The 12,643-nt window shown below is 72.9% G+C and carries 8 protein-coding genes; 6 read left to right on the top strand and 2 right to left on the bottom strand.

Annotation, left to right across the window (positions count from 1 at the left end; translation table 11 throughout):
• Positions 1–125: 125 nt before the first annotated feature.
• Together E1258_RS06510 and E1258_RS35550 are read left to right on the top strand one after the other, a co-directional pair.
• Entirely contained in the window at positions 126–3,986 is a 3,861-nt protein-coding gene (locus E1258_RS06510) for a type I polyketide synthase (protein ID WP_165949666.1), read from the top strand.
• Between the two features lie 69 nt (positions 3,987–4,055).
• Positions 4,056–8,567: a beta-ketoacyl synthase N-terminal-like domain-containing protein gene (locus tag E1258_RS35550; protein ID WP_132397750.1), complete on the top strand. Its 4,512-nt coding sequence runs from the start codon at positions 4,056–4,058 to the stop codon at positions 8,565–8,567.
• A gap of 200 nt (positions 8,568–8,767) precedes the next feature.
• Here E1258_RS35550 and E1258_RS06520 read toward each other — a convergent pair whose 3' ends face one another.
• Both E1258_RS06520 and E1258_RS33870 read right to left on the bottom strand, forming a co-directional pair.
• On the bottom strand, positions 8,768–9,016 hold the full coding sequence (locus E1258_RS06520) for a hypothetical protein (RefSeq protein ID WP_243715237.1): 249 nt from the start codon (positions 9,014–9,016) through the stop codon (positions 8,768–8,770).
• A gap of 8 nt (positions 9,017–9,024) precedes the next feature.
• Positions 9,025–9,384 carry a hypothetical protein gene (locus tag E1258_RS33870; protein ID WP_207919450.1) on the bottom strand — a complete coding sequence of 120 codons (360 nt, stop codon included), beginning with the start codon at positions 9,382–9,384 and terminating at the stop codon, positions 9,025–9,027.
• Positions 9,385–9,483: 99 nt separating this feature from the next.
• Between E1258_RS33870 and E1258_RS06530 the strand changes: the two genes are divergently transcribed.
• From E1258_RS06530 to E1258_RS06540, 4 genes are all read left to right on the top strand, one after another.
• Complete coding sequence (locus tag E1258_RS06530) at positions 9,484–9,759, top strand: TetR/AcrR family transcriptional regulator (RefSeq protein ID WP_207919447.1); 276 nt, start codon at positions 9,484–9,486, stop codon at positions 9,757–9,759.
• The gene (locus E1258_RS34475) at positions 9,759–10,151 is read left to right on the top strand and encodes a hypothetical protein (RefSeq protein ID WP_243715238.1); all 393 of its coding nucleotides are present in this window, start codon (positions 9,759–9,761) and stop codon (positions 10,149–10,151) included. The genes E1258_RS06530 and E1258_RS34475 overlap by 1 nt, the downstream gene beginning before the upstream one ends.
• Before the next feature lie 11 nt (positions 10,152–10,162).
• The gene (locus E1258_RS06535) at positions 10,163–11,371 is read left to right on the top strand and encodes a carboxylesterase family protein (RefSeq protein ID WP_256370965.1); all 1,209 of its coding nucleotides are present in this window, start codon (positions 10,163–10,165) and stop codon (positions 11,369–11,371) included.
• 108 nt (positions 11,372–11,479) lie between these two features.
• Positions 11,480–12,592, top strand: a complete 1,113-nt coding sequence (locus E1258_RS06540; RefSeq protein ID WP_243715239.1) for an iron-containing redox enzyme family protein — start codon at positions 11,480–11,482, stop codon at positions 12,590–12,592.
• Positions 12,593–12,643: the final 51 nt, after the last annotated feature.

Genomic DNA, 12,643 nt, shown 5'->3' on the forward strand with positions numbered 1-12,643 from the left:
CGGTCGAGGTGCCCGCCCCGGCCCCGGCTGTCGTCGCGGCCCGTCAGGCGCCGGCCGCCTCCGCTCCGGCAGTCCCGCAGGGCCCCACGGCGCCAGGCGAGCCCGCCGGGTTCGCCATCGTCGGCATGAGCGGGCGGTACCCGATGGCGCGCGACCTGCACACCTACTGGGAGAACCTGCGGGCCGGTCGGGACTGCGTGGGGGAGATCCCGCTGGACCGGCCGGGTTGGCGGCAGTACGCCGAGCTTGCCCGGGAACGCTACGGCGAGGAGTACCCGCGCTGGGGCGGCTTCCTCGACGACGTGGACGCCTTCGACCCGCTGTTCTTCGGTATCTCCCCGCTGGAGGCCCGGTTCCTGGACCCGCAGGAACGCTTGTTCATCCAGACCGCCTGGGAGTGCGTCGAGGACGCGGGACACACCCCGGCCACCATCACCGCGACCCCGGCCGGCGACGGGCGGGCCCGGGTCGGCGTCTTCGCCGGGGTGACCTACAACAACTACCAGATGTACGCCGCCTCCCAGTTGGAGCGCGGGCAGTGGCTACCGGTCAACTCGCAGACCTTCTCGGTGGCGAACCGGGTCTCGTACCTGCTGAACCTCGGGGGGCCCAGCCTCACCGTCGACACCGCCTGCTCCTCATCGCTGTACGCCGTGCACCTGGCCTGCGAGGCGATCCGCCGGGGTGAGTGCGAGGCGGCCATCGCCGGGGGCGTGAACCTCTCCCTGCATCCCAGCAAGTACGTCACCTTGGCCGAGGCCAACTTCACCTCCCGCGACGGTCGGTGCCGCTCGTTCGGCGAGGGCGGCGACGGGTACGTGCCGGCCGAGGCGGTCGGCGCCGTGCTGATCAAGTCGCTGGCCCGCGCGCTGGCCGACGGCGACCACGTCTACGCGGTCATCCGTGGATCGGCGGTCAACCACGACGGTCGTACCTTCGGCTACAGCGTGCCGAACCCGGTGGCCCAGGCCGAGCTGGTCCGGGCGGCGCTGGACAACGCCGGTGTGGAGCCCGGAACCGTCGGATACGTCGAGGCGCACGGCACCGGCACCAGCCTGGGGGACCCGATCGAGGTGCGGGGGCTCGCCGAGGCGTTCGGCGAGCGGCCCCCCGGTGTCGGGCCCTGCGCGCTCGGCTCGGTCAAGTCCGGCATCGGTCACGCCGAGGCCGCCGCCGGCATCGCCCAGCTGCACAAGGTGGCGTTGCAGTTGGCGCACCGCACGCTGGTGCCCTCGCTGACCCACTCCGCCGGGCTCAACCCGCACATCGACTTCGACCGGGCCGGGTTCCAGGTGCAGCGTGAGCTGACGCCCTGGCCCACTCCCCCCGGTGGCGCACCGCGCCGGGCGGGGATCAGCTCGTTCGGCGCGGGCGGGGTCAACGTCCACCTCGTGCTGGAGGAGGCACCGCCGCGGACCGCCCCGGTGTCCACCGCCGGGTCCGGGCCGGCGCAGCCCGCCGTCCTGGTGCTCTCCGCGCGCACCGAGCCGGCCCTGCGCGAGTACGCCGCCGCGCTCGCCGCCCATCTGTGCACGCTCGGCGACGGCGCGGACCTGACCACGATCGCGTGGACGTTGCAGGCCGGTCGGCAGCCGATGGCGCACCGGCTGGCGTTGGTGGCCACCGATCCGGTCACTGCCGCCGACCGGCTACACCGGTACGCGAGCGGCGGGACCGGCCACGGCCTCTGCATCGGTGTCGTCGCCACCGGTACCGCCGCCGTCGGGACCACTGCCGCCGGCACCTCCGTCGGGGCCGGCGACGCGCTGGCAGGCACCGGCGAACCGGTCGAGCTGACCGGCGCCGACAGCTGGGAGCGGATCGCCCGAGACTGGGTGGCCGGCCGCGTCCAGTCCTGGAGCGCGTTGTACCCGGATGGGCAGCCGCCTGCACGGGTGTCGCTGCCGACCTACCCGTTCGTCCGCGAGCGGTACTGGATCGTGGACCCCTTCGCCGGGCCACCTGTCGACCAGGCGACCGGCACGCTCACGCCGTCCCGTGGCGGCGACGCGCCGCCGCCCAGCACGACGGGCACCCCGCCGACCAGCACGACGGACACGCCACCCACCGCGACGGTCAGTGTGCGACCAGGCGACGAGATCGTCGCGTCGGCCGGCGGGGGAAGCGCGTCGGTGACAGGCGTACCCGAATCGGGTGGGATCCGTGCGGAGCTGGCCGGCGCGGCACCCAGTGAGCGATTCGCGCTGCTCGCGGCGTACCTGCGGCGGAAGGTGGCGGCGCTACTTGAGCTGCCGGCGGACACCCCGCTGGATCTGCGCTCGGGCTTCTTCGAACTCGGGATGGACTCGGTGTTGGCCACCCGGCTCGGCACCCGGCTCGAACGCGACCTGGACGTGGAGGTCTACGCCAACCTGGTCTTCGACCACCCCAACGTCGCCGAGCTCGCCGCGCACCTACTCACCCTGCTGCCCGAGCAGAAGGCCCCGGAGCCAACCGTCGACGATGGCCTGACTCGGGTGACGTTCACCGCCCGCTGGGAGCCGGCCGACCCGCCCGCCGGCAACCCCGCACCGGCCGACGCCGGTCCGCTGCTGGTCTTCGACACCGACGACGCCGTGCACCGGATCCTCACCGCCGAGCGTGCTCCGGGTTCCGTGCCGCCGGTCCTGGTGCTGCCGGGTGACCGGTACGCCCGGCTGGGTTCGGCCGCGTTCCAGCTGCGCCCCGACGAGCCGGACGACCACGCGACGCTTCTGGCCGACCTCGGCGCCGCCCCGTCCCGGATTCTCTACCTCTGGCCGCGCACCGACGCGGACGGACCGGACCGTGCCCTGGCCACCGGCCTGCACCCGGCCTTCCACCTCACCCGGGCGTTGCTGACGGCCCGGCCGGCCAGCCCGGTGACCCTGCTCTACCTGCACCGGTTCGGTGCCGACGGCCCCGACCCGGTGCACGAGGCGTTCGCCGGGTTCGGCCGGTCGGTGCTGCACGAGAACCCACGGCTGTTCCTGCGGACCGTCGGGGTGCACGAACCCGACGGCGGGCCGGGGGCGCGCCGGGCGCACCTGGTCGACGTCTGTCGCGCCGAGCTGCCCGTCGACTCCTACGAGGACCTGGAGATCCGTTACCGCTGGGGCCGGCGGTGGACCCGCCGGCTGCGGGAACTGGAACCGGCTGCCGGACCGTCCGGGCCGGACCTACTCGCCGGTGACGGAGCCTGCCTGATCACCGGTGGTGCCGGCGGACTGGGGTTGATCTTCGCGCGGCACCTCGCCCGGCGCGGCCCGGCGCGGCTGGTCCTGACCGGTCGCACCGCACCGCAGGACACCCACCGGGCGGCGCTGGCCGAGTTGTCCGCGCTCGGCGCCGAGGCGATCTACCTGCCCGCCGACGTGACCGACCGCGACTCGGTGGAGCGGGTGGTGACCGAGGCACGTGAGCGGTTCGACCGGATCAGCGGGGTGATCCACTCGGCCGGTCTGCTGCGCGACGGGATGCTGGTGTCCCGTACCCTTGCGCAGGCGGAGCAGGTGATCGCGCCCAAGCTGCGCGGCGCGTTGCATCTCGACGCGGCCATCGGTGACGACGACCTCGACTACTTCGTGCTGTTCTCCTCGCTGGCGGCGGTCGGCGGCAACGCCGGGCAGACCGACTACGCCTTCGCCAACCGGTTCCTCGCCGCGTTCGCCGCGCAGCGCGAGGAACGACGGGCCGTCGGCGAGCGGCACGGGCTCACCCGGGCCCTGGTGTGGCCGTTCTGGCGGGAGGGCGGTATGCGGGTCGACGCCGAGACCGAGGAACTGGTGCTGCGCAAGCTCGGTATCGGGCAGCTCGACACCGGGGTGGGACTCGCCACGTTCGACACCGCGCTGGCCACCGCGGAACCGGAGGCCGGCGTGGTCCAGGCCGACCCGATCCGGTTGCAGCGACTGCTGCCGATCCTGCCGCCGGTGGCGGACCCGCCGTCCGCCGCCGAGCAGGCGTTGCGCGAGTTGCTCGCGGAGCTGGACGGTGAGGGCGGTTGACACCCCAACTTGCGGGACCCGGCAAGACGGAGGAACCGCGACCGACACGGTGGAACAAGGGGACTGTCGATGAGTAACGAGGCGTTGATCCAACGGTCGCTGGCGACGATTCGAAGCCTGCGGGACCAACTGGCCGAGAGCGAGACCCGGCGTACCGAGCCGATCGCGGTGGTCGGCATGGCGTGCCGGTTCCCCGGTGGCGCCGACACCCCGGAGCGCTACTGGGAGCTGCTGCGCTCCGGGCGGGATGCCATCGTGGACGTGCCCCCGGACCGCTGGTCGGCCGCCGAGCACTACGACCCGGACCCGGACGCGCCGGGCAAGGCGTACACCATGCGGGCCGGCTTCCTCCGCGAGGACCTGCACGCCTTCGACACCGGGTTCTTCACCATCTCCGAGGCGGAGGCGCGGGAGACGGACCCGCAGCACCGGCTGCTCCTGGAGACCGGCTGGGAGGCGCTGGAAGCGGCGGGACTGCCGCCCAACCGTGTGCCGGATCGCCGGGTCGGCGTCTTCGTCGGCATCTCCGGTTCCGAGTACGCCATGCTGCCCCGCACGGCCGAGCGGATCGGACCGTACACGGCGACCGGGTCGACGGTGAGTGTCGCGGTGGGACGCATCGCGCACACCCTGGGCCTGCGCGGCCCGGCCATGGCGGTGGACACCGCCTGCTCGTCGTCGCTGGTCGCGGTGCACCTGGCGATGGAGAGCCTGCGCCGCGGTGAGGTCGACGCGGCGCTGGCCGGGGGTGTGAACCTGCTGCTGTCGGCCGGTACGTTCCTGGTGCTGTCCAAGATGCGCGCGCTGGCCCCGGACGGGCGCTGCAAGGTCTTCGACGCCGCCGCCGACGGGTACGTGCGCGCCGAGGGCTGCGGCATGGTGACGCTGCGCCGGCTCTCCGACGCGCTGGCCGACCGGTCGCCCATCCTCGCCGTGCTGCGCGGTGGCGCCGTCAACCAGGACGGCCACAGCAGCGGGCTGACCGTCCCCAACGGACCCGCCCAGCGGGCGCTGATCACCCGGGCCTTGACCGATGCCGGGCTGAGTGCCGACCGGGTCGGCTACCTGGAGGCGCACGGCACGGGTACGCCGCTGGGCGACCCGATCGAAATGGAGGCGTCGGCCGCCGTGTACGGCGCGGGTCGGGCGTCGGACAACCCGCTGCGGGTTGGCGCGGTCAAGTCGGTGATCGGGCACCTGGAGGCCGCCGCGGGCATCGCCGGTCTGATCAAAGCGGTGCTCGTGTTGCGCGCCGGGCAGGTGCCGCCGAACGCGCACCTGACCGCTCTCAACCCCCGCATCCAGGCTGGCCGCTGGGCGGTGCGCTTCCCCACCAGCCCCGAGCCCTGGCCGGCCGGCCAGGACGGTCGGGTCGCCGCGGTCAGCTCCTTCGGCTTCAGTGGCACGAACGCGCACGTGGTGCTCGCCGAGGCCCCACCGCCCGGTGCCGTCGCGCCGGACGGGGACGCAAACGGCGTCGACGCGCCGGCGCGGGCGGCGTACCCGGTGCCGCTGTCCGCCCGCGACGGTGCCGCGCTGACCGCGCTCGCCGAGCGGCTGCTGACCCATCTGCGCGCACACCCGGACCTGCCGCTGGCCGCGGTGGCGCACACCCTCGGCGCCGGCCGCGTCCACCACCCGTACCGGCTGGGGCTGGTGGCCACCGACACCGCCGACCTCGTGGCGCGACTGGACCGGGTCGGACAGGAGCCGCCGTCGGTGGTCCCGGCCGGGGCCGGGCACGTCGCGCTGGTCGTCGGCGACGAGCCGGACGACCCGGCGGCGCTGGTCGACGCGCTGCGCGCCGAACCGGTCTTCGTCGAAACCTGGGCGTCAGCCGAGCAGTGGTGGCGGGCCCGCACCGGCCACGGGTTCGACGGCGCGGCCACCGACCCGGCGACCCGGGCGGCCCGGTCGTTCGCCGCCCGGGTCGGCCTGGCCCGGCAGTGGGAAGCCTGGGGGATCGAACCGGCGGCCGTGGTCGCCACCGGGGAGGGCGACCTGGTGGCGGCGGTGGTGGCCGGGGTGCTGGAGCCGGAGACGGCCCTGGCCAACCTGCGTCACCGGCACGGCGGACCGGCACCGGACGGTGCCACCACGCCCCGCGCTCCCCGGCTGCGGCTGGTCTGCGGCGGTACGGCCGAGCACACCGACCCGGCGCGTTGGTCGGCTCCGCCCGCACCGGTGGACCTGCCGGCTGTCCTGGCCGACCTGGCCACCCGGGGGTACCGCGCCGTGGTGCAGGTCGCCGGTGCGCCGGTCGCCGTGCCGGCGGGGATGGTGCTGGCACCCGCGCTGAACGGCGTCCCGGTCTGGGTGGCGCTCGCAGAGGGAGTGGCTGCGCTGTACCAGGGCGGCTGGGACGTGGACTGGGCCGGCTACGCCCGCTCCGGGCGGCCCGAGCTGCTGACCCTGCCCACGTACCCGTTCCAGCGGCGCCCGTACCGGACAGTGGTGTCGGCGACGGTGTCACCGGTGGCGGCGTCACCGACGGTGCCGGCGGTCGGTGCGGCGGAGCCGGTCGCACCGGTGACGGTGCCGGGTCGGCTGCTCTCCTCGCCGCTGCCGCAGCGGCAGTACGAGGCCCGGCTCAACCACACCGTGCTGCCCGAGTTGGCGCACACCGGCGGTGTGCTGCATGTCGGCTACTACCAGCAGATGCTGGCCCAGGCCACGGCCGAGGTGCTGCACGGGCGTGACCACGAGGTACACGGGATGCGCTTCGCCGAGGCGCTGCACGTGGCCCCGGACGCCGACCGGATCGTGCAGTTCGTACTGGAACCGGCCGACGACGAGGGCTGGCACGACTTCCGGGTGCACAGTCGGCCGTACGACGGGCGGGTGTGGAGCAGCCACGTGCACGGCCGGATGCGGCCGCACCAGGTACCCATGCGGCCGAAGGTCACCGCGGCGGCCCGGGACGAGATCCGCGACCGGTGCTCCGGGCCGCTGACCGGCGAACGCTTCTACGCGGACCTGGTGGCGCGTGGTTTCGCCTCCGGTGCCAGCGTCGAACTCGTCGAGGAGGTCTGGGCCGGCGAGGGGGAGGTGCTGGCCCGGCTCCGGCCTGCGCCGTCCAACACGGCGGCCGCCGGGTCGATGGCCCTGCATCCGGGTGTGCTGGACGCCTGCGCACAGCTCATCGTGGCCGCCGGTGCCGACCGGTTGGCCCCGGACGACCTGTTCATCACCGTCGCGACTGCCGAGTTCGACCTGACCAACCGGCCGCCGCGCGGCGACGTGTGGTGCCACCTGACGCTGCTGGACGACCCGGACGAGGGGCACCTGAGCGTCGACTACCGGCTCTTCGACGCCGACGGCTACTTCCTCGCCCGCGCCGGCGGATTGCGGGTGCGGATCATCCCAGCCGACGCGCTGAAGGCGGGCCAGGCGACGCACGAGGAAGGGGCGACCCGGCCGGCGGGCGACGCCGAACGGCCGGCGCTCGCGGCGGAGCTGCTCGCGCTGCCCACCGACGCCCGGCAGGCGCGGATCCGCGACCACCTCTGCACGGTGCTCGGCGAGCTGCTGCGCCGCGACGCCGGGGACGTGCCGACCACCGTTACCATCGCGGAGCTGGGCATCGACTCGCTGGCCGGCCTGGAACTGCGCCGCTCGGTCAAACGCGACACCGGCGTGGACCTGGCCATGGAGCTGATCATCCAGGGGCCGACCGTGGACGGGCTCGCAGAGACGCTGACCAACCTGCTGGAGTCCGGCGCGGACCCGGTCGCGGGCGTCAACGGTGACTGGTACACCCGCGACTACGAGCTGGACCGGGACCGCTGGCTGGCCCACCATCGGATCAGTGCCGCCCCCCGGGTACGGCTGTTCTGCGTCCCGTACGGGGTCAAGGGCGCATCGCTGTTCTCGTCGTGGACCGGCTTGTTCGACAACGACGTCGACGTGTGCCCGGTGCAGTTCCCCGGCAAGGAGAACCGCATCCACGAGCGGCCGATCAGCGACATCGACGAGGCGGTGAACGCCCTGGAGGTGGCGCTGGACGGTCTGCTGGACCGGCCGTTCGCGATCTACGGGCACAGCGTCGGCGCGCTGATCGCGTACCGGCTGGCCCACCGGCTGCACCAGCGGCACGGGGACCTGCTGCGGCATCTGTTCGTCGGGGCGTACACGTCCCCGTCGATCGTCCCGAACCCGGTCTACCGGCGGGTCATGGAGTCGTTCCAGGCGTTCGGGTTCGACTCCATCCCGGACATCGAGGAACTGGCGACGGTGCCGAAGGAGCGCCAGCGGGACTACGAACGGTTCATCGAGGACCAGTTCGGCATGGAGATCGACGACGAGATGCGCAACGCGATCAAGCCGGTGGGCTACTCCGACTTCCGGATGGTCCACACGTACCGGCACGACCCGGCCGAGCCACCGCTGCCGGCGCCCATCTCCGCCTTCCACGGCAAGGAGGACACCTTCGTCACCGAGGACGAGATGCGCGCCTGGGAGGGATTGACCGCTGGCGCGTTCGACCTGACCGTGCTCTCCGGCGACCACTTCTTCATTCACCCCGACCAGGACGAGCAGGCGCTGGTGCGGGAGATCGCCCGTCGGTTGGCGACCGAGTGAGGTGAGGCGCACCCGGCCCCGTCACGGGGCCGGGTGCGCCTCACCGGTCCGGGGTGCGAGACGTCACCCCGGAGCCCCCGGCCGGCGGCACTGCCTCGTGCCACGAGCCAGTCGAACCATGCTCGCCACTACCTGTACCCACGGACCGTCCCGGACCGGGCGCCCGTGACGGCCGGTCGACTACTTGAGCTGGCCGGCGGTCAGGCCCGACTGGATCTGGCGCTGGAGGGCCACGTACACCAGCAGCACGGCACCACGGCGATGGTGAGGCCGGCGAAGAGCTGGGCGTAGTCGCCCGCGTAGCCCTGGCTGACCGACAGCGCGGCTAGGCCCTGGGCCAGCATCCACCTCGAGTCGTCGCCCTGGAGCAGCACCTGCGGCAGTAGGAACCGGTTCCAGCGGTTGAGGAAGTTGAAGATGGCGACGCTGATCATCCCCGGGCGGGCCATCGGTAGCATCACCCGGAAGAACAACCGGAGGTGGCCGCAGCCGTCGACCAGCGCCGCTCTGCCACCGACGTCGGCCGGGTGGCGTGATCACCGTCGGGGTCGGCGTGTTCACCGATGGTGTCGGCGGTGAGCCTGACGGAACGGTGCCCGGTCACCTCGGTGCTCTTGGGTGGTTGCTGAGGCACCGTAGGGGCGGCGATCGCTTCGTCGATGGCAGCGGTGTTGCGGCGGGTTGCAGTGTGCGCGGCGATTCCGACCGACAGGGCGTCGGCCTGGTCGGTTTTGCGGCCGTGTCCGGTCGAGAGCATCCGGACGCGACGGGCCAGCTTCGCGGGCACGTCGATGTGCCCTTGAGGCGTAGTTGTCACTTGTCAGCGATGGTTGTCGCCGAGCACGGCATCGACCTCGACGACCTCGGCAGGATTAGACATGCTGACGATTCCTGTCCAGCATGACACGCTGCTGGCGTGACAAGCGATCGGAGCGAACAGATCCTGGATGCCGCAATGAGCGTCTTCTGCCAGTACGGCTACGGCAAGACGACCATGCAGGACGTCGCCCGCGCCGCCGGCATGTCTCGTGCCGCGCTCTACCTTCATTTCCCGACGAAGGAAGAGCTGTTCCGGGCGGGGTCGCGACGGGCGCACTCCTGGGCGCTGGACCGGGTCGATGCGGCGTTGGCCGAGCCGGACGACGTGGTGGCACGCATCGACACCGCGATGGCCGCGTACATCGGGCGTTGATGGCGCAGGTTTCGTCGAGCGTCCACCGTGGGGAACTGCTCGACGCCGGGCTCGGGGTGGCCAGTGACATCGTCAGGGACGCTCACGCGGAACTGGTGACCAGGCTGACCGCAGCGCTGAACGCGGCGGTGGCGGCGGGTCAGGTGCAGCTGTCGGCCGTCGAGGCCACTGCCGAGGACATCGCGGGGCTGCTGGTGGCGGCCGCGGACGGATTGATGAAGGTCAGTGCGGACCCGCAGGTGTGGCAAGAGCGCAGGGCCCTGTTCTTCCGCCTGGTGCGCGCGGCGATCACGGCGCCGGACGACAACGACACACCAACGCGCAGAAGGGCCGGACGACGTCGAGACCCGTCCGGATCGGGCGCCTCCACCCCCGCGCAGGTGCGGTCGTGACGCAGCCGGTGGTGGCCACGGGGCTGGGGCGAGTCCGTGGGCGTGACGTCGGCGGAGTCGCGGCGTTCAAAGGCATACCGTATGCGGCGGCGCCGCAGGGGCCGCTGCGGTTGCGGCCACCGGTGCCGGCGTCGGCGTGGGACGGCGTCCGCGACTGTGGGCAGTTCGGATGCGCCCCACCCCAGCTGGCCCCCGCGCCGGGCGCGCCGTCAGCGTGGCGGCCCGGCGACGGCCTGGACTGTCTGTCGCTGAACGTGTGGAGCCCGGACCTCGGCGCGGCTGCTCTGCCGGTGATGGTGTGGATCCACGGCGGGCTGTGGAAACACGGCGCGGCGAGCATGCCCCAGTACGACGCGGCCACGCTGGCCCGCTGTGGTGTCGTGGTGGTCACCGTCAACTACCGGGTCGGGTTCGAAGGCTTCGGCCACCTTCCCGGCGTGGCGGACAACCGGGGCCTACGCGATCAGATCGCGGCGCTGGAGTGGGTCCAGTCCAACGTTGCCGCCTTCGGCGGTGACCCGACGAACGTGACCGTGTTCGGCCAATCCGCCGGCGCGGCGTGCATCGCTCTGCTGGTGGGCGCGCCCGCCGCGGTCGGGTTGTTCCGCCGCGCCATCGCCCAGAGCATCCCCGCCGGATGCCGGACCGGGATCGAGGCCGCAGTCGTCACGACGGCGATCGCCCGGGCCCTCGGCGTGGCGGCCACCTGGGACGGGTTCGCGGCCCTGACGCCCGAGGCGATCCTCGCCGTGCAGGACACGCCGCTTCGCGACCGCGCGGCCGGGATGTCCGCCTTCTCGCCCGTCATCGACGGCGACCTGGTCACCGGACCGGCCTGGGCGGCCATCGCGACCGGCCGCGACGTGGACCTCATTTGCGGGTACACGCACGAGGCGCCCAACGCAACAGATTCGGCAGCCGAGGCCGAGGTGACTGAACCCGGTGCAATGTCGCGCGGGCCCGGCGGCAGTTTGGATCGCCGCAGCCGGGGGACCACAGGCGGCATGACGTCGACAATCACTCCGTACGAGGACGGACCGCTGATCGTCCGCGGCGACTTCGAGTTACGCACACCGGACGGCACGCCCATCGCACCGGGCCGGGCGACGATCGCCCTGTGCCGGTGCGGGAAGTCAGCCATCAATCCCTTCTGCGACGGCACCCACAAGGTGATCAACTTCCGTGCCGGCGCCGATCGTGACACACCGAAGCCGCGATGAACCCACCGAGACGACCGGGGCGCGCCCGCGCCGATCGACGCCGGACACCGGGTTTGTGGCAGTCGGGAGCGGGGACAGGCAGCGGGACGACTGTACGGGGAGGCCAGGGTGGTTGAGTCTGGTGACAGTCGCTATGGTCCGGCGCCGCTGCCGCAGCCACGCGGGCCGGTCTCCGCGGCGCTGCACGACGCGCTCACGTCCGCCCCGCACGACCTACCCGCAGACCTGGCCTCCGAGTTCGACGGGGTGGACCCGATCGATGACGAGGACCTTCAGCTCACCCTCTTCCTCTGCTACGAGCTGCACTACCGCGGTTGGCGCGGCGTGGACGACCGGTGGGAGTGGCAGCCGTCGCTGATCGCGCTGCGCAGCCGCGCCGAAGCGGTCTTCGAGGCGGCCGTGCGCGCGCTCGCCGGCCCGCAGCCCCCGCTCCTCGACGGGCGAATGGCCTCCGCTCTCGCCGCCGTGGTGGCGGCCGACGACGGCCCGGCGCTTTCCGCGTACCTGCAACGGCGGGCGACCCACGAGCAGTTCCGTGAGTTCGTCATGCACCGCTCGATCTACCACCTTCGAGAGGCGGACCCGCACAGCTGGGCCCTGCCGCGGCTGGGCGGCCCGGCGAAGGCCGCTCTGGTCGAGATCCAGGTCGACGAGTACGGCGGTGGCCGGCTCGACCGCATGCACGCCGAACTGTTCCGCGTCACCCTGGAGCGGCTCGGTCTGGACACCGGATACGGGGCCTATCTGGACGCGGTGCCCGCGGTGACCCTGGCGGGCAACAACCTGATGTCGCTTTTCGGGCTGCACCGCCGGTTGCGCGGAGCGCTGCTCGGGCACCTCGCCGCCTACGAGATGACCTCGTCGCTGCCGAACCGTCGCTACGGGCGGGGCCTGCGGCGCCTCGGTCTCGACGAGGCGGCCACCCGCTTCTACGACGAGCACGTCGAGGCGGACGCGGTGCACGAGCAGATCGCCGCGCACGACATGTGCGGCGGGCTGGTCCGGGTCGAGCCGCACCTCGCCGCCGACGTGCTCTTCGGGGCTTCCGCCGCCCTGGCGCTGGACCGTCTCTTCGCCGCCTGGACTCTGAACAGCTGGCAGGTCGGCCGCAGCTCCCTGCGTCCCCACGGTCCCGGCGCGCCGATCACCCTGCACGTCGACGAGCCGCATCGCGCCACCGGCTCGGAGACGGCGGGCCTGATGACCGGCCTGGCCTGCTGAGCCGCGAGCGGCGCCGGCCCGTTTGAAGCGCGACGGAACGGGCACAGGCAG

This window comes from Micromonospora sp. KC207 (assembly GCF_004348615.1).
Taxonomy (GTDB): Bacteria; Actinomycetota; Actinomycetes; order Mycobacteriales; family Micromonosporaceae; genus Micromonospora.